This window comes from Pedobacter sp. AC212 (assembly GCF_979258625.1).
In genome coordinates this window covers 1270685-1287818 of sequence record NZ_OZ409870.1, presented here as the reverse complement: position 1 = coordinate 1287818, position 17134 = coordinate 1270685, and the positions used below count along the sequence as shown (strand labels likewise).

General features: G+C 39.1%; 17 protein-coding genes. 14 read left to right on the top strand and 3 right to left on the bottom strand.

The genetic code is table 11. The features are described 5' to 3' along the window. The first annotated feature begins 252 nt into the window (after nt 1-252). The 10 genes from ACZZZC_RS05655 (at nt 253) to ACZZZC_RS05610 (ending at nt 10032) form a co-directional block, all read left to right on the top strand. A complete protein-coding gene (locus tag ACZZZC_RS05655; RefSeq protein WP_463485189.1) occupies nt 253-1392 on the top strand; it encodes a sterol desaturase family protein in 1140 nt (379 codons plus the stop codon). A gap of 76 nt (nt 1393-1468) precedes the next feature. Then, the gene (locus ACZZZC_RS05650) at nt 1469-2599 is read left to right on the top strand and encodes an NAD(P)/FAD-dependent oxidoreductase (protein WP_463485188.1); all 1131 of its coding nucleotides are present in this window, start codon (nt 1469-1471) and stop codon (nt 2597-2599) included. Then, a complete protein-coding gene (locus tag ACZZZC_RS05645) occupies nt 2599-3312 on the top strand; it encodes a methyltransferase domain-containing protein (protein WP_463485187.1) in 714 nt (237 codons plus the stop codon). Before ACZZZC_RS05650 ends, ACZZZC_RS05645 begins: the two co-directional genes overlap by 1 nt. Continuing rightward, a complete protein-coding gene (locus ACZZZC_RS05640) occupies nt 3309-4361 on the top strand; it encodes a type III polyketide synthase (RefSeq protein WP_463485186.1) in 1053 nt (350 codons plus the stop codon). Before ACZZZC_RS05645 ends, ACZZZC_RS05640 begins: the two co-directional genes overlap by 4 nt. 1 nt (nt 4362) lies before the next feature. Further along, nucleotides 4363-4809, top strand: a complete 447-nt coding sequence (locus ACZZZC_RS05635) for a 3-hydroxyacyl-ACP dehydratase FabZ family protein (RefSeq protein ID WP_463485185.1) — start codon at nt 4363-4365, stop codon at nt 4807-4809. Beyond that, the gene (locus ACZZZC_RS05630; RefSeq protein WP_463485184.1) at nt 4802-6082 is read left to right on the top strand and encodes a beta-ketoacyl-[acyl-carrier-protein] synthase family protein; all 1281 of its coding nucleotides are present in this window, start codon (nt 4802-4804) and stop codon (nt 6080-6082) included. The genes ACZZZC_RS05635 and ACZZZC_RS05630 overlap by 8 nt, the downstream gene beginning before the upstream one ends. After that, nucleotides 6075-6335, top strand: a complete 261-nt coding sequence (locus ACZZZC_RS05625) for an acyl carrier protein (RefSeq protein ID WP_463485183.1) — start codon at nt 6075-6077, stop codon at nt 6333-6335. The genes ACZZZC_RS05630 and ACZZZC_RS05625 overlap by 8 nt, the downstream gene beginning before the upstream one ends. Then, entirely contained in the window at nt 6325-6873 is a 549-nt protein-coding gene (locus ACZZZC_RS05620) for a 4'-phosphopantetheinyl transferase family protein (protein ID WP_463485182.1), read from the top strand. Before ACZZZC_RS05625 ends, ACZZZC_RS05620 begins: the two co-directional genes overlap by 11 nt. 98 nt (nt 6874-6971) lie before the next feature. Beyond that, the gene (gene pruA, locus ACZZZC_RS05615; RefSeq protein ID WP_463485181.1) at nt 6972-8606 is read left to right on the top strand and encodes an L-glutamate gamma-semialdehyde dehydrogenase; all 1635 of its coding nucleotides are present in this window, start codon (nt 6972-6974) and stop codon (nt 8604-8606) included. A gap of 1165 nt (nt 8607-9771) precedes the next feature. Further along, entirely contained in the window at nt 9772-10032 is a 261-nt protein-coding gene (locus ACZZZC_RS05610) for a hypothetical protein (RefSeq protein ID WP_463485179.1), read from the top strand. Between the two features lie 53 nt (nt 10033-10085). Here ACZZZC_RS05610 and ACZZZC_RS05605 read toward each other — a convergent pair whose 3' ends face one another. From ACZZZC_RS05605 to ACZZZC_RS05595, 3 genes are all read right to left on the bottom strand, one after another. Continuing rightward, nucleotides 10086-10742 (bottom strand): carbonic anhydrase, encoded by a 657-nt coding sequence (locus ACZZZC_RS05605; protein ID WP_463486712.1) that lies wholly within the window; start codon nt 10740-10742, stop codon nt 10086-10088. A gap of 5 nt (nt 10743-10747) precedes the next feature. After that, on the bottom strand, nt 10748-12352 hold the full coding sequence (locus tag ACZZZC_RS05600) for a SulP family inorganic anion transporter (protein WP_463486711.1): 1605 nt from the start codon (nt 12350-12352) through the stop codon (nt 10748-10750). A gap of 125 nt (nt 12353-12477) precedes the next feature. Beyond that, complete coding sequence (locus ACZZZC_RS05595; protein WP_463486710.1) at nt 12478-12822, bottom strand: hypothetical protein; 345 nt, start codon at nt 12820-12822, stop codon at nt 12478-12480. 376 nt (nt 12823-13198) lie between these two features. On the opposite strand from ACZZZC_RS05595, the gene ACZZZC_RS05590 reads away from it, so the two are divergent. The 4 genes from ACZZZC_RS05590 to ACZZZC_RS05575 all read left to right on the top strand — a co-directional run bounded on the left by ACZZZC_RS05590 (nt 13199) and on the right by ACZZZC_RS05575 (nt 17020). Next, nucleotides 13199-14740 (top strand): acyl-CoA carboxylase subunit beta, encoded by a 1542-nt coding sequence (locus tag ACZZZC_RS05590; RefSeq protein WP_463486709.1) that lies wholly within the window; start codon nt 13199-13201, stop codon nt 14738-14740. A 95-nt stretch (nt 14741-14835) separates the two neighbouring features. Then, nucleotides 14836-16014: an MFS transporter gene (locus ACZZZC_RS05585; RefSeq protein WP_463486708.1), complete on the top strand. Its 1179-nt coding sequence runs from the start codon at nt 14836-14838 to the stop codon at nt 16012-16014. Continuing rightward, nucleotides 16011-16604: a hypothetical protein gene (locus tag ACZZZC_RS05580; RefSeq protein ID WP_463486707.1), complete on the top strand. Its 594-nt coding sequence runs from the start codon at nt 16011-16013 to the stop codon at nt 16602-16604. The genes ACZZZC_RS05585 and ACZZZC_RS05580 overlap by 4 nt, the downstream gene beginning before the upstream one ends. 2 nt (nt 16605-16606) lie before the next feature. Continuing rightward, a complete protein-coding gene (locus tag ACZZZC_RS05575; protein ID WP_463486706.1) occupies nt 16607-17020 on the top strand; it encodes a GNAT family N-acetyltransferase in 414 nt (137 codons plus the stop codon). Nucleotides 17021-17134 lie beyond the last annotated feature (114 nt).

Here is a 17134-nt window from a genome sequence, read left to right as displayed (position 1 = left end):
TTTTATTAGTAAAGTTACTAACTCTAACAGGCGATGCGCTTATTGGAGTTAGTAACTTTCAAATCCTTTTTTGTAGTAAACGATCATAGCAAATCTAAATAGCAACAAGCAGATCCAGATATTGCAAAATAAAAAGTATTCACATTTACGTTCAACTGGCTGAATGAAACTTTAATACACTACGAATATAAATTCAGTTTCTGATAAATACTTAAAATTCAGTATCATTGTTGATTAACAATATATAATTTAATGTCTCGAAATAAGCGTTTAGTAGTCGGTCAAGGCCAAATCAGCGGCTATATTTCTATTTTTTTAGCAGTCTTAGCATTGTTAGGGATTTTGTGTTTCCACTACCCTGAAAAACTGACCACTCCAGAATTTCGTGAAATTTACACCAAAAACAGCATGGAAGCGCTGATGCTTGGTGGCGTTATAGCTTCATTCTTTTTTGCCGCTTTAAGTATCATTCTAAGCAAAAAACTTAAATACGGCTGGCCTGGTTTTGCTTTGGCAGCACTGGCGGTAATATTAGGTGCCTTAAGCGTTGAAGGTAGAGATGTTGCTAAATCCAGCTGGCATTTTGGCTTAGATTGGATGATCCTGGATCTTCTATTGATGGTCGCCATTTTTGTTCCTTTAGAGTTGTTTTTCCCGAAAAATAATGATCAAACTAAATTCCATGAGGAATGGCGTACTGATTTAACCTACTTTGTAATCAGTCATTTATTTATCCAGTTTTTCGGCATCGTCACTCAAAAACCGGCTGTGTTATTCTTTGGCTGGATGGGACTAGATAAATTACATACCTGGATTCAAGGCTTGCCGTTTATTGTGGCACTTTTCTTAGCCTTTTTTACCACAGATTTATTCCAATATTGGGCACATCGTTTTTTCCATACACGTGTTTCTTTGTGGCGTTTCCACTCTATTCATCATTCTACCCAGAACATGGATTGGCTGGCAGGAAGCAGAACTCATTTTATTGATATTTTCTTTACCCGGGCCATGACCTTCATCCCGTTATACATTTTGGGTTTTTCTTCTACAGTATTTAACGTCTATATCATCTTCATTGCCATTCACGCTGTTCTTATTCATGCCAATACAAGAATAAACTTCGGTCCGCTGAAGTATATTTTTACCACACCCCAATACCATCATTGGCACCACTGTGAAGATCCTAAATATTATGGCCATAACTTCGCATCAATATTTCCATTTATTGATATGATATTCGGAACCTATTATTTACCAGGCAAAGAGTGGCCTGCAGGAACTGGGGTACATGAGGCAGAATACCCGAAAGGTTTTGTAAAACAAACGATTTATCCATTTACAAAAAGTCCCTTTGATACTGACCTGAAAATGGAAGAAAGAAGTGACCGATAGCTTCACATAAAATGCCCTAACAAATTTTGAACAAAGGACAGATATAAAGTGTTACCTTGTATATCTGTAATCCTTTATGCCACTTAAAACAGAAATCTTAATTATTGGAGGTGGCTTAGCTGGCTTAACGGCGTCGCTCCACCTTAATAAATTGGGTTTTGACGTTACCTTAATTGAGAAATCTACTTATCCTCACCACAAAGTTTGCGGAGAGTACATTTCAAACGAGGTTCTACCTTATTTTAATTGGCTTGGCATTGATATCGAAAATTTCTTCCCACCTCAAATTACCCACTTACAGTTTACCTCTATCTCCGGGAAAGAGATTAATACAGCGCTGCCTCTTGGTGGTTTTGGCCTGAGCCGCTATACGCTTGATTATCACTTGTACAAATTAGCGATCAACAGAGGGATAAATGTGATCGAAAATACGGTATCAAATGTGCTTTACCTTAAAGATGAATTTCTGGTAGAAACAATGTCTGGAGAAAATTACAGTGCTGCGTATGTAATAGGTGCTTATGGAAAACGTTCGTCAATCGATGTAAAACTAAATCGAAACTTCATCAATAAAAAATCTCCCTATTTAGCAGTTAAAGCACACTACAACTGTGATTTTCCGAATAATACGGTTAGTTTAAATAATTTTGATGGGGGCTACTGTGGCGTTTCAAAAGTCGAAAATGATCATCTAAACGTTTGCTATTTGGCAAATTACGAAAGCTTTAAACGACAAAAAAATATATTGGCTTTTCAAGAAAATGTACTGTATAAAAATAACAATCTAAAAAAAATTCTTCAAGGAGCAGAGATGCTTTTCGATGCACCGCTAACGATCAGTCAGATATCTTTTGCAGCAAAGGAACCAATATTAAACCATATTTTGATGATTGGCGATACTGCCGGTTTAATTCATCCACTTTGTGGAAACGGCATGGCAATGGCAATCCATAGCGCTAAAATAGCAAGCGAATTAATCGCAAAGCAAATTGCAAATCACTCACCAAGAGCCATTCTGGAAAAAGAATATACGGCAGCATGGCAAAAACTCTTTAAAAATAGATTAGTGTTTGGAAGAATTTTAAGCCATATTTTAAAAACCAATACTTATGAAAATGTAGCCATGATTTCCTTACATGCAATGCCATTTATACTGAACAAGATAATTAAACATACCCATGGACAACCAATTACAATAAACAACTAATGTCTATAAATACAAAGTTTAGAAGTACTGCGCCAGAATTAATGGATGACTTTGAAATGAAAGGAGACATTCTGCGTGATGCATTAGACAAAATTGCCAGTATTAACAAGCTATTAGGAGGCAATAAAGTTACCCTCGATGGCATAAAAACATTACTAAAAAACAAACCGAAAACCCAATTGCTGCGTATTACTGATATAGGTTGCGGCAATGGCGACATGCTGAGGACGTTGGCAGATTATGCGGATAAAAATAACTTGAATTTTAGTTTAACCGGAATAGATGCGAATCAGTTTACCATCGATCACGCAGAAAGTTTATCAGAAAACTATTCCAATATCACTTATCAGTGTAGAGATATTTTTGATGATACGGTTACAGAAGAATACTGTGACATTTTTATTTGTACACTAACCTTGCACCATTTCAAAGATGAAGAAATAATTCACCTTTTAAATCGGTTTAAATCTTCTGCTAAAGTTGGTATTGTGATCAATGATTTGGAAAGAAGCGCTTTAGCTTACCGGCTTTTTCAAGCCTTGTGTTTTGTATTCGGCTTAAATCACATGTCAAGAGAAGATGGCTTAGTTTCCATTCTCCGTGGTTTTAAGCGGGAAGATTTAGAAAACTATACGAAAGAATTGAATTTTAATTACAGCTCAATCAAGTGGAAGTGGGCTTTTCGATATCAATGGATTATTAAGACAATATGAGCGTAGTTGTAAAAGCAGTAGCCAAAGCCTTACCCGACTTTTGGCGAGAAACAGCAGATATTATTCCATTTTTAGATGGCTGGCTAAAAGATCATGATGAACGCTTTGTTAGAAAAGTAAAAAAGATTTTCGAAGGCGCTGCCGTTGATAGACGTTATTCATTTATGTCGCCGGAGGAGGTTTTTAGTGATTTAAGTTTTGAGGAGCGGAATAATATTTATGCAAGAGAAGGTATAAAACTTGGAAGCCAATGTTTAAAAAACGCACTTGAAAAGGCAGCGTGGCAACCAGAAGATTTAGATTATATCATCACCGTAAGTTGCACAGGGATTATGATCCCATCTCTTGATGCCTACCTGATCAACAACCTGAAGCTCCGGCAAGATATTGTGCGGCTGCCAGTAACCGAAATGGGTTGCGCCGCAGGTGTTTCAGGAATGATTTATGCCAAAAACTTTTTAAAATCCAATCCAGGCAAACGGGCAGCAGTTGTTGCAGTTGAATCGCCAACATCAACCTTTTTGCTGAACGACTTTTCGATGGCCAACGTTGTGAGTGCAGCCATTTTTGGTGATGGCGCCGCTTGTGTATTGTTAAGCTCCCACGAAAATGACGAAGGGCCAAAAATTTTAGCTGAGGAAATGTATCACTTTTACGATGCTGAAGAAATGATGGGATTCAAATTGACCAATTCAGGACTTCAAATGGTTTTGGATATTGAAGTTCCGGAAACAATTGCTTCCCATTTCCCACAGATTATCCATCCCTTCTTAACAAAAAACAATCTTGAAATTAAGGATATCGACCATCTCATATTTCATCCCGGAGGTAAAAAAATAATTCAGGTTGTGGAAGCTTTGTTTAGCGAACTAGGGAAAAACATCAATGAAACCAAGGAAGTATTACGGCTTTACGGAAATATGAGTAGCGCTACTGTTTTATATGTCCTGGAACGGTATCTTGATAAACAACCTGCACCAGGAGAAAACGGATTAATGTTAAGTTTCGGGCCAGGATTTTCTGCGCAACGAATCCTTTTACAATGGTGATATGACCGCGACGGAAATACTTGCAAAAATGCCCTATGGGAAAGATTTCCTTTTCGTTGATGAAATATTAAAATTCGACGAAAATGGAATTACCGGCACTTATTTATTCAAAAGGGATTTGGTCTTTTATGAGAGCCACTTTGAAAATAATCCAGTTACGCCAGGGGTAATATTAACGGAAACGATGGCACAGATTGGCTTGGTTTGTTTTGGAATTTATTTGTTAAAAGATCAGGAGGCTAACGCCAAACCGGCTTTTGCTATGACTTCTAACTCAATAGAATTTCTGAAACCTGTTTATCCGGGAGAGAAAGTTTGGGTAACGAGTGAAAAAATATACTTCAGGTTTAATAAACTAAGCTGCAAGGTTGTGATGAAAAATTCGATCGGCGAAATATTGTGTAAAGGAACTATTGCAGGCATGCTAATTCAACAGGGTAATGGATAACAACAGAGTAGTGATAACAGGCTTAGGTGTTTGTGCTCCGAACGCTACCAACATCCCCAATTTTGTGCATGCGCTTAAAAACGGCATCTCCGGCATTACACATCAAAGCGATTTAGAAGCCTTGGGATTTTCATGCCAAATAGCAGGCAAACCTCCAATTACAGAAAATAGAATTGCACAATATTTCAGTCCACTCGAATTAAGAAACCTTAACAGTACCGGCATAGTTTACGGTGTAATTGCGGCTTTAGATGCATGGGAAAATGCCGGCCTGAAGCTTAGCGACACCAATGAACCAGATTGGGATAGCGGAACCGTTTTTGGCACCGGCACCTCCGGGATCGATAAATTTCGATGGGCTATTAACAAAATCGATGATATGGAAATACGAAAGCTTGGTAGTTCTGTAGTGGTGCAAACGATGGCTAGTGGCGTAAGTGCATTTATTGCAGGCAAAATTGGCCTGGGTAACCAGGTGAGCACCAATTCATCTGCCTGCGCAACTGGTGTGGAAAGTATTTTACTGGCTTATGATCGAATTAAATCGGGAAGAGCAAAACGGATGCTTGCAGGAAGCACCAGTGATAGCGGCCCTTACATTTGGGGTGGCTTTGATGCCATGAAAGTTTGCAACTACAAACACAATGCTGAGCCGGAAAAAGGTAGCCGGCCAATGAGCGCAACTGCCAGCGGATTTGTGCCTGGAAGTGGCGCTGGTGCACTCGTACTGGAGTCCCTTGAAAGCGCATTGTTACGTAAAGCACCAATTTACGCTGAAGTTTTAGGAGGCGATTTAAACTCTGGCGGCCAACGTGGCCTAGGCACCATGACTGCGCCAAACCCGGTTGCCGTACAAAGATGCATCAAAAAAGCTATTGATAATGCTGGCATTCGGGCTGATGAAATAGAGGTGATAAACGGGCATTTAACTGCTACCACTAAAGATGCGCTGGAGATTGAAAATTGGAAAGCTGCCCTAAATACATCCAAAGATAAATTTCCCTATATTAATTCACTTAAAGGTTTGGTTGGCCATTGTATTAGCGCAGCCGGAAGCATAGAAACCGTAGCTTCTGTGCTCCAGTTAAGCGAAGGCTTTATCTTTCCAAACGTTAACTGCGAAGATTTAAATCCGTCCATAGCTGATTTAATCGACGAATCTCGAATTCCACAGCAGTTGATTAACAAACAATTTAATTACCTGGCCAAGGCAAGTTTCGGTTTTGGCGATGTAAATGCATGTATCATCCTTAAGAAATACAATTATGAGTAAAGAAGAAATTATTGCAGAACTTAAAAATATCATTAAACCATACAGCGAAGAAACTATCGCTTTGCAAAGCATTGATGATGAAACTGATTTTTTAAAAGATCTAAAAATAAATTCTGCCAACCTGGTTGATATTGTGCTTGATATTGAAGATCGGTTTAATATCGAAATAGATAACGATTCAATGGCAAAAATGCTGACAGTTAAAGCCACAGTAGATATTATTGAGAATAAAAGTCAGGATAATGCTGGGTAATGATATTGTAGATCTGAAGTTTGCAAAGCTTCACTACAATTGGCGGAGAAAAGGTTACCTCAATAAAATTTTTTCCGCCAGTGAGCTACAACTTATAAAAAGTTCCAGAAGCGAAGGTACAATGGTGTGGCTATTATGGAGCATGAAAGAGGCAGCCTATAAGTGTTATAACCGGTTAACTTCCGAAAGGCTTTTTAATCCAAAGGCTTTCGAATGTGCACTTTTCAGTTCTTGCAATAATCGTGCGAATGGCGTGGTAAAACGAAATGGTCAATCTTTTTTTACAAAAACCGAAATAAGCAAAAATTATGTTCATACACTCGCTTATTCTGGCACGTTGATGCTGGATCATTTATCTGTCCATCATCATCAAAACGATGCAGCATATTCAGTTGCTTTTGCACACTCCACCAACTGTTCATTACAAAAAGACAGAAACCAACTCCCCGAGGTAGTAGATAAAAAAACACAGCAAAAACACATGGCTTCGATTAGCCATGATGGCCGGTATTTATGCATCGCTTTTTTAAAAGTTTGACAGTCTAAAACGGGAATAATCCCCTATTTTCTTTACAGAATAATAGAATTGCATCCCTCAAAAAGCCTTATCTTTGTTTAAATCATAAAAAATAAAATATGCTTAAAGGATTTTTTAACGTACCCACTCCGGTAAACGAACCTATATTAAATTATGGCCCAGGCAGTAAAGAACGCGTACTTCTAAAGGAAGCGCTTGCCGAGGCTCGCTCACACCAACAAGACATTCCGATGTACATTGGCGGCAAACAAGTTCATACCGATAAAAAAGGTAAAGTTGTTCCACCACATGATCATCAACATATTTTAGCCCAATTTAGCATTGGCGATAAAACACACATTACACAAGCAATTGATGCAGCTTTGGCTGCAAAACAAGATTGGGAAAACCTTTCTTGGGAACATAGAGCAGCAATATTTTTAAAAGCTGCTGATTTAATTGCGGGCAAATACCGTTATAAGCTAAACGCTGCGACGATGTTAGGTCAAAGCAAAAATGCTTATCAGGCAGAAATTGATGCCGCTTGTGAGCTGATTGATTTCTTACGTTTTAACGTAAGCTACATGGCTGATATTTACAAACAACAACCTCCGGTTTCGCCTCGTGGAAGCTGGAATAGAGTGGAACAACGCCCACTTGAAGGTTTCGTTTTTGCTTTAACACCTTTCAACTTCACCGCTATTGCGGCAAATTTACCTGCCTCGGCAGCGATGATGGGAAATGTTGTGGTTTGGAAACCTGCCGATACACAAGTTTATGCGGCTAACCTTTTAATGGAAATTTTCCGTGAGGCTGGCTTACCCGATGGCGTTGTGAATTTAGTTTACGCCGACGGACCAGAAACAGGCGAGGTGATTTTTAATCATCCTGATTTTGCGGGTATTCACTTTACTGGTTCTACAAAAGTGTTCCAGGAAATCTGGAAAACGATTGGAACCAACATCCATAAGTACAAATCTTATCCTCGTATTGTGGGCGAAACCGGTGGAAAAGATTTCATCCTAGTTCATCCTTCTGCACAAACTGACATCGCAAGCACAGCCATTGTTCGTGGCGCTTTCGAATATCAAGGGCAAAAATGTTCGGCTGCAAGTCGTGTTTATATTGCTGAAAGCCTTTGGCCAGAAATTAAAGAACAAATGCTTCGCGATATCGCATCGTTTAAAATGGGTGGAACCGAAGATTTTACCAACTTCATTAACGCCGTTATTGATGAACGCTCTTTTGATAAGTTGGCTAAATACATTGATCAAGCGAAGAAAGATACAGGCGTAGAAATTATTGCCGGCGGTAATTATGATAAGAGCAAAGGTTATTTTGTTGAGCCAACCGTTTTAGTGGTCGACGACCCGAAATACACCACCATGTGTGAAGAGTTGTTCGGTCCTGTTTTAACAGTTTACGTATATGCTGACCAAGATTTTGATTCCATTTTGGAAGTGATTGATACAACCTCGCCATACGCTTTAACAGGTGCATTAATTGCACAAGATCGCTATGCGATTGATAAGGCAAGTCATGCTTTACGCAATTCGGCTGGTAACTTTTACATCAATGATAAATGTACCGGAGCTGTTGTTGGTCAGCAGCCATTTGGTGGCGCCAGAGGTTCAGGCACTAATGATAAAGCGGGATCGATGATTAATTTATTACGTTGGGTTTCTCCACGCACCATTAAAGAAGTTTTCGAATCGCCAACTGATTATCGTTATCCGTTCTTAGCTGAAGATTAATATTTTTCATGCTGGGCTTGTCTAAGCATTAATATATTTTAAAACCCCTGAGCAATCAGGGGTTTTTCTTTTTAAAAGGATTTAGAAAGCAAAGGCAGGCGAAACTTTAACGACAGTCGGGTTTTTATAAAAGGTACAGTTTGTTAATTTTTAAACCCGACAATAGCGAAAATCCTCTTTGTTGCTGTTTAAAGTTACTAACTCTAATTTGCACATGCATATTTAGAGTTAGTAACTTTGCAAACATCTATCTTACTGAGGGTTAATTTATTTCATAAAAATCAATATAATGAGGAGAAGAGCGGTCGTCATTGCCTGCCTGCGGCTGGCAGGCGACGCACGAAGCAATCTCCTTTAATAAAATAATACCACAAATGAGATTGTGCCAAAGGCATTCCTCGGGAGCTCTCCCGATAAAATTAGTATCGCCTGCCTGCCTGCCTGCGGCAGGCAGGCGTGGAAAGTTAAAAATGTCAACGGTAGGATGACGGCTGTTCATGGTCGGTGAGACACCGACCATTATGGGAAGCTTAAGATGACGGCCATTTATAAAAATCTTTCATGATTTGGAACCAGCAAGCATTAGCGTACAGCCACCTCGTCATTCCCGCGTAGGCGGGAATCTTAAAGCGCTGTAAAGGAAATAAGAATAAGATCCCCAGGCAAGCTGAGGATGACGACCGTTTATAGAAGCCGTTCATGGTTTGTAGAGCTAACAAGTAGCAGAAAATGTGGTCGTAATTGCCTGCCTGCCGCAGGCAAAGATGGAAAGTTAAAAATGTTAATGGTAGGAACAAAACATCTGTCTCAGCGGTTGCAGATACTTCGTTCCTCAGCATGACAGCATATCCAGAGTTGCTGCAACAAAAAAACATTTCGCTGCAATGTCGTTTACTTACAAAATGTTTCGCAACTATTTAGGGCTGCAGGGTGTAAAAGCCACTTTTTTTAATTTTTAAACCCGACAATAGCGAAAATCCTTTTTGTTGCTGTTTAAAGTTACTAACTCTAATTTGCACGTGCATATTTAGAGTTAGTAACTTTGCAAACAAAAAGATTGGAGCGAATGGCGGGGCAACAGTATCCACAAAGTGCGAAACATTCATTTCCAAATCCCGCAAAACTATCACAGGGTTTAACTGTTCTATAGATAAATAAAAATACCATGGAAAATCAGGAAGAAAAAAACTCGAATTTAGGAGATAAAAATATTGATAATTCAGCAGAGAGATCTAATATGCCCGATCAACAAGTTCCACGCCATCGTAGTGATGAGCAGAGCGATAAAAACAAGATAAAATCTGATGCAGGGCACTTAGGAAGAGATTTCGGAAGAGGTGATTTTGGATCGGAAGAGGCACGTGCAGATGCAGAAAAAGGCAATAAAGGAGAAGCTGGCAATATGCCAAATACCGAAGAAAAATAAAGCCCCGGTTTTACCAGGGCTTTTAAAACTAATTATACTATCGGCATGTGTTTTTAACCCACCTTAAACGCAGGCGTAACATCATCAAGGCAGCTACAAGTAACTTTCATATCTTTAATGATGCCTGTTTTAAGGCTGTAAACCCATGCATGTACCGCTAAATCCTGACCGTTGGCCCAGGCAGCCTGTACAATGGAAGTATTCATAATATTTGATGCCCCTTCAATGGCGTTCAATTCTACCAACCGATCAAAACGTTGATCGGGATCTTTAATGGTTGCCATTTCACGCTCATGGGTACGATACACATCGCGAATGTTTCGCAACCAGTTATCTATAATCCCTACTTGTTTATTGCCCAGGGCAGCCTTTACCCCACCGCAACCGTAATGGCCACAAACAATTACGTGTTTTACTTTTAAAACATTAACTGAATAATCCAGTACCGAAAGCATATTCATATCGGTATGTACCACCACATTGGCAATGTTTCTATGTACAAAAATGTCGCCTGGTTTAGTATTTGTAATCTGGTTTGCCGGAACCCGGCTGTCTGAACAACCAATCCATAATACGGGTGGATTTTGACCTTCGGATAATTTATCAAAGAAATTCGGATCACGATCAATCTTATCCTTTACCCAATCTCTGTTTCCTTGCAAAAGGGTTTCGTAACTGATGTTTTCTGTCTCTATTGTTTTTGCGCACATGGCTGTTATTTATTAATATCCTCTACTACTTTATTGGTTAATTTCGGTACAGTATAATGTTTCTGTACGTTCTCTAATGTTACAATAATACCCTTGGTATAGGCATTATGCTTGTAATTGAAAATGGTTTCCAATACATCCGGGTCGATGTACCTGGCGTTTGAACCATCGATTATTACATTTGTTTCGCGAGGAATATTCGTTAAAACTACTTGTATCGCTGCTTTATTTAAGAAAGAAACTTCTTCTGCCAGTTTAATTCTGATGTTCTTTTTATCGCCTTCGTTGGTAATTCTATAAAAGTAAGGATTACGCATGTTTGTACGCAACAGATAAAATATCGACACCAACATGCCTATCGCAACACCTTTTAGCAAATCAGTAAACAATACGGCTACAACTGTAACTACAAAAGGTACAAACTGGTCCCAACCTTTGTGGTACATGTGTTTAAATAACCCGATTCTAGTGAGTTTATAACCCGTTACCAATAAAATTGCCGCGAGGCAAGACAGGGGAATCATATTGATGATTTTCGGAATAAACAGCAATGAAAGCAGCAGCCAAACGCCATGAAAAATTGCCGACATTTTAGTTCTGCCGCCAGAGTTTACGTTTGCAGAACTTCTCACTATTACGGAAGTCATTGGTAAACCACCAACCATACCGCTGGTAATATTACCAATTCCCTGAGCAATTAACTCTCGGTTTGTTGGGGATACACGTTTAATGGGGTCAATTTTATCCACCGCCTCTATACTCAGCAGCGTTTCCAAACTGGCTACCACCGCAATGGTTAGTGCCACAATGTAAACATTTTTATTTCCTAGCTGATTAAAATCGGGCATAGTAAACAACCCTAAAAACCCGTTAAAACCATCTATCACTGGAATTTTAACCATCTGATCAGCCCTTAACGGATACGCAGTACCGGCAAAAATCATCGTTCCGATTACGCCGATTATTACTACAATTAACGGTGCAGGTACAATGGCCAGTTGCCTTATTTTCGGCCAGATGATTAGTATGGCAATGGACAATAAACTGATGGCTACCGCAGCGAGACTAAAATGACTGATTGCTGCTGATATAGCTGAAAATGTATTTTCGTGATCTTGCTGAAAAAAACCTTCATCACCACTGAAATCGGTATCAACACCTAAGGCATGCGGAAGCTGTTTCAAAATTAAAATTAAACCAATAGCGGCCAGCATCCCTTCGATAACACTCGAAGGAAAATAATTACCGATGGTACCTGCCTTTATTAATCCTAAAATTAACTGAAAAACCCCAGCGAGCACAACTGCTAACAGGAATGTTGGATATGGGCCCAAAGAGGTGATCGCTCCAAAAACGATTACGGTTAAACCCGCGGCCGGTCCGCTTACGCTGAGCTGAGATCCACTAACAGAAGCAACAACAATCCCTCCAATTATACCGGTAATAAGGCCGGCAAATAACGGTGCACCCGAAGCAAGTGCAATACCTAAACAAAGTGGCAATGCCACCAAAAAAACAACAATACTTGATGGAAGATCTTTCTTTAAATTCTTGGCAAGAAAATATTTCTTCACGTCCGAACCTGAAAAGGCCGGGTTAAACTTTTGCATAACGATATAATTATCTAGTAAATTTTAACGAATAAATCGCGAGGAAAGGTGTTGTTGAACCTGTTGAGTATTTGCTCAGCAGCTTAAACATGTTTGCATATTAAACCTATCCCAAAAAGAAAAAACTAGATAAAATTTGGTGGCGGTGTTGGAACTGTAGGATGATATGGATCTACATACCGCTTGAAATGCTCAATAAAACTGCTCTTCAAAAAGAAATGACTGGAAGAGAACTCGTAAGAAAAGATGGGATGGTTTAGCTCGATAAGCTTGAAATCGGAGAATTTTGCAATGTCTTTGGCGGAGTCTTTACCGCCTTCATGCTCTAACTCGATTTGCATGATTACAGCGTTCATAATTTCCTTATCGATACTGGAACAAAACACAGGCGCACCAGAAATAGCCATCTTCGCGGAGAAGATTAGCATAAATGCTGCAACGATTGTGTATTTGTATTTTCTCAAAAACATTTTTTCTAATCTTATTCTAATGTTGTTTGCAAAAATAAACGGATAATTGGTTTTTCAGCACAATGGGTTGTAAAATATTTGTAATACGACAATTTATTCGCTAATTAAACCCGTATTCTTCTGATATTCAATTTAGTAAAATAGTTTTAAAGCATCAAGCTAACAAGCCTTTAATTAAATTTCCAGGTTCAAGGAGCGCTTTATGTATGGATTACTTACGCTATAATTATGCATAGAATTAAAAGTCCCATCAGTTTTCGTTTTATAGACATTAAACTATAAGTGGAAAGATGAAGACCCCTCTCTTACAAACTTCTCCACTTAAGCTTGCATTACCGTTGTTAATTTTTAATTTTAAATCCACATATTATCAGCAATGGATAAGAAAATAGCATTACTTCAAGATAAAATTAACCAGGCAAAGCTTGGTGGCGGCCAGGCTCGAATAGATAGCCAACATAAAAAAGGTAAACTTACGGCCCGGGAACGCATTCACTTTTTAATGGATGAAGGTAGTTTTGAAGAAATTGGTATGCTCGTTACCCATCGCAGTACGGATTTCGGGATGGAACGCGAAAAATTTCTGGGAGATGGTGTAGTCACCGGCTATGGAACCATTAACGGCAGGCTTACCTATGTGTTCTCTCAAGATTTTACTGTTTTTGGAGGATCGCTTTCTGAAACGCATGCAGAAAAAATTTGCAAGTTAATGGATTTGGCCATGAAAAATGGTTCACCTTTAATTGGCTTAAACGACAGCGGAGGTGCCCGAATTCAAGAAGGAGTAGTTTCTTTAGGCGGTTATGCTGATATCTTTTATAAAAATGTTCAGGCCTCGGGTGTTATCCCGCAACTTTCTGCTATTATGGGGCCATGTGCCGGAGGTGCGGTGTATTCACCTGCCATTACCGATTTCATTTTGATGGTAGAGAACACTTCCTACATGTTTGTAACCGGGCCAAATGTAGTGAAGACGGTAACGCATGAAGAAGTAACCTCGGAGGAATTGGGTGGTGCAACTACGCATGCCACAAAATCGGGTGTGACACATTTTGCCTGCGCCAATGAAGTTGAAGCCATTAACCATGTTAAGCAACTCCTGAGTTATATGCCTCAGAACTGCGAGGAAATACCCACTCCACTTCATTACGAAAGTAGCGACGAAAGCAGAACTGCTTTAGATACTTTTATGCCTCAAAATGCATCTCACCCTTATGACATTCGCGAAATTATTGCAGAGGTTACTGACGCAGATAGTTTTCTGGAAGTTCATAAAGACTTTGCTGAAAATATTGTGGTTGGTTTTGCCCGTTTGGCTGGACGAAGCATTGGTATTGTAGCCAATCAACCTGCTTATCTGGCAGGCGTTTTAGATAGCAATTCTTCAACTAAAGCGGCTCGTTTTGTTCGTTTCTGCGATTGTTTTAATATTCCTCTACTGGTTTTTGAAGATGTTCCAGGTTTTTTACCAGGAACCGATCAGGAATGGAACGGCATTATTACCAACGGTGCGAAATTGCTTTATGCTTTTAGCGAGGCTACTGTGCCACGAATTACTGTAATTACCAGGAAAGCTTATGGCGGTGCTTACGATGTGATGAACAGCAAGCACATTGGCGCTGATATGAACTATGCGTGGCCAAGTGCTGAAATAGCGGTGATGGGTGCGAAAGGAGCTGCAGAAATTATCTTTAAAAAGGAAATTACTACTGCAGAAAACCCTCAGGAGAAATGGCTGGAGAAAGAAAAACTGTATTCGGATATCTTTGCCAACCCTTACCGTGCCGCCGAACGTGGCTTTATTGATGAAGTTATCGAACCTTCGCAAACCCGGATAAAACTAATTAAAGCTTTTAAAATGTTGGAAAACAAAGTGGTTAACAATCCTCGTAAAAAACATGGAAATATACCTTTGTAAATGGAGTAAAGATAAAAGAGCAAACATTAACCTTTAGCTACCTTCGTCCCCCGCACTTTCAACTTTGAATTCTTTACTTTAAACTTTTCCTTTAGATGCTAAAACGCATAGACATCCTCCTCATGGCCTTCTGCACCGGCCTCATTGTTGCTAATATTTATTATTGCCAACCATTAGTTATTTTAATTGCAGAAGAGTTTAAATTAACCGAAACTTACGCAGGCAGAATTACCTACATCACTCAGATTGGTTATGCTTTTGGTTTGTTTTTACTTGTGCCGCTGGGCGATATGTTTGAGCGAAAAAAGCAGATTTTGATTATAACAGGTATGGCTATTTTGGCACTGTTAACAGCAGCCGTTTCACATTCTTTTTTCTTATTGGAAATCGCCTCTCTGCTGATTGGCATCTGCTCCATTGTACCTCAATTAATACTGCCTTTAGCCGCCAATCTGAGTACTGATGAAAATCGTGGTGCCAACATTGGCATGATTATGAGCGGCTTGCTGGTAGGTATTCTGGCCTCTCGAGCAGTAAGCGGAAGTATTGGTTTCTGGCTTGGCTGGAGGGCAGTTTATTATATCGCCGCAGGTATTTGTTTATTACTTATTGCCTTAATGGCGAAACGCTTTCCTCAAAGCTTTCCGGCTTTTAAGGGAAGTTACAAGCAATTAATGAGCTCGATGTTTAGCTATATTAAATCTCAACCTGTGCTCCGCGAAACTTCCATTATCAACTTTTTGGCCTTCGCTATTATTAGTGCTTTCTGGACAACCATGGTTTTGTTTTTAGCCAATCCCCCGTTTAATTTTCAAACCTTGCAAATTGGTTTGTTTGGCATTGCCGGCGCTGCCGGTGCACTAGCTGCACCGCTTGTAGGCAAACTAAGCGATGGCAACAACCCTCGCAAAAATTTAATGATCGGGTTTATCCTGCAACTCATCAGTGTAGCTTTATTTTACTTCACTGGCAACCACTTATACCTTTTTGTGATTGGCATTGTACTCATCGATATTGGTCAGCAAGCCATTCATGTAACCAACCAAACCAGAATTTACACCCTCATACCCGAGGCGAGAAATCGCTTAAATACAATTTTTATGTCGGTTAGTTTTATTGGCGCCAGTTGTGGTTCGGCCTTAGGCTTATGGCTTTGGTCACAAGGCGGCTGGGCTATGTTTTGCTACGGCTTGACGGCAATTATCCTCATCAATATTTTAATTTATCTATTCTACGGCAGAAAAAAATTATCTAAATCAATACTCAATACATGACATCTAAAAACGCAATCAAACTTACACTAGCTATTTTAATTTGTAGCTTATCTATTTCTAAATCTAAAGCCCAAGATAGTACAACGGTTACGCAACCGGTAGAAGTAGTTTCTTTGAATAAAATAAGGCTATCGCTACTTGGTCTTAATTTCGAAAGAGAACAAAAAGTAGGCAAAACAACATCAGTTTACTTTGGTGGTGGTGCAGAGGGAACTTTTATCTATCAAACAGAGATATTTTTTGATAACGATTTTAATTTCACCACTAATACAAAATCCGATTTTAAGATTTATCCAGTTTTGAATGCAGGATTTAGGCATTATTACAACTTCGAGAAAAGAGTAAAAAAGGGCAGAAAAACAATAAACAACAATGCCGGTTATCTAGGCTTGGATGTTTTAGGAATTATTCCAACGGAAAGCAATACAATTTATGGCTATCAAATTAACGTAATGCCACAATGGGGCTTTCAAACCTGGATAGGCAGAAAAATAAATTTCGAATTAGCACTTGGTCCAATCGTTTCATTTACAAAAGTAGATACCTATTTTAATGCTGGGGGAAAACTAGGATTTAACTTTCTTTTATAATCATGCCTCTAGTACAGATCGAACAAATATTCCCTTCGCTAACCTGGCGTATCCGTCATGAAGTAATGTATCCGGAACTTCCTTTTGAGGCTGTAAAACTTCCAGAGGATTTTGATGGACTTCACTTTGGCTTATACGCCGATCACAAATTAACTGGCGTTGTTTCATTATTTCATGATGGCGATGTTTACCAATTTAGAAAACTCGCTATTTTAAACGAAGCACAAAAATCTGGTTATGGATCACAACTAATGGAATATATCTTGGATTTTTGTAAAATTCAGAAAGCAAGCAAGCTCTGGTGCAATGCAAGGGTAAATGCTAAGGAATTTTATTATAAATTTGGATTCTATGAAACCGACAAAACATTTTTTAAAGATGGTTATGATTTCGTAGTAATGGAGAAAGAATTTTAGATTGTAGATTGACGAATGACGATTTAATACCTCGCCTGTTCGAATTTGTAAAGCTAAAATCATAAATATAATCTGATTGATGACTTGGTCTGCTACCTGCAGATCCAAAATCGT

What these genes read in the sequence shown, in the direction of transcription:
- ACZZZC_RS05655 (WP_463485189.1), top strand. Translation starts at nt 253, where the DNA reads ATGTCTCGAAATAAGCGTTTAGTAGTCGGTCAAGGCCAAATCAGCGGC.
- ACZZZC_RS05650 (WP_463485188.1), top strand. Translation starts at nt 1,469, where the DNA reads ATGCCACTTAAAACAGAAATCTTAATTATTGGAGGTGGCTTAGCTGGC.
- ACZZZC_RS05645 (WP_463485187.1), top strand. Translation starts at nt 2,599, where the DNA reads ATGTCTATAAATACAAAGTTTAGAAGTACTGCGCCAGAATTAATGGAT.
- ACZZZC_RS05640 (WP_463485186.1), top strand. Translation starts at nt 3,309, where the DNA reads ATGAGCGTAGTTGTAAAAGCAGTAGCCAAAGCCTTACCCGACTTTTGG.
- ACZZZC_RS05635 (WP_463485185.1), top strand. Translation starts at nt 4,363, where the DNA reads ATGACCGCGACGGAAATACTTGCAAAAATGCCCTATGGGAAAGATTTC.
- ACZZZC_RS05630 (WP_463485184.1), top strand. Translation starts at nt 4,802, where the DNA reads ATGGATAACAACAGAGTAGTGATAACAGGCTTAGGTGTTTGTGCTCCG.
- ACZZZC_RS05625 (WP_463485183.1), top strand. Translation starts at nt 6,075, where the DNA reads ATGAGTAAAGAAGAAATTATTGCAGAACTTAAAAATATCATTAAACCA.
- ACZZZC_RS05620 (WP_463485182.1), top strand. Translation starts at nt 6,325, where the DNA reads ATGCTGGGTAATGATATTGTAGATCTGAAGTTTGCAAAGCTTCACTAC.
- pruA (WP_463485181.1), top strand. Translation starts at nt 6,972, where the DNA reads ATGCTTAAAGGATTTTTTAACGTACCCACTCCGGTAAACGAACCTATA.
- ACZZZC_RS05610 (WP_463485179.1), top strand. Translation starts at nt 9,772, where the DNA reads ATGGAAAATCAGGAAGAAAAAAACTCGAATTTAGGAGATAAAAATATT.
- ACZZZC_RS05605 (WP_463486712.1), bottom strand. Translation starts at nt 10,742, where the DNA reads ATGTGCGCAAAAACAATAGAGACAGAAAACATCAGTTACGAAACCCTT.
- ACZZZC_RS05600 (WP_463486711.1), bottom strand. Translation starts at nt 12,352, where the DNA reads ATGCAAAAGTTTAACCCGGCCTTTTCAGGTTCGGACGTGAAGAAATAT.
- ACZZZC_RS05595 (WP_463486710.1), bottom strand. Translation starts at nt 12,822, where the DNA reads ATGTTTTTGAGAAAATACAAATACACAATCGTTGCAGCATTTATGCTA.
- ACZZZC_RS05590 (WP_463486709.1), top strand. Translation starts at nt 13,199, where the DNA reads ATGGATAAGAAAATAGCATTACTTCAAGATAAAATTAACCAGGCAAAG.
- ACZZZC_RS05585 (WP_463486708.1), top strand. Translation starts at nt 14,836, where the DNA reads ATGCTAAAACGCATAGACATCCTCCTCATGGCCTTCTGCACCGGCCTC.
- ACZZZC_RS05580 (WP_463486707.1), top strand. Translation starts at nt 16,011, where the DNA reads ATGACATCTAAAAACGCAATCAAACTTACACTAGCTATTTTAATTTGT.
- ACZZZC_RS05575 (WP_463486706.1), top strand. Translation starts at nt 16,607, where the DNA reads ATGCCTCTAGTACAGATCGAACAAATATTCCCTTCGCTAACCTGGCGT.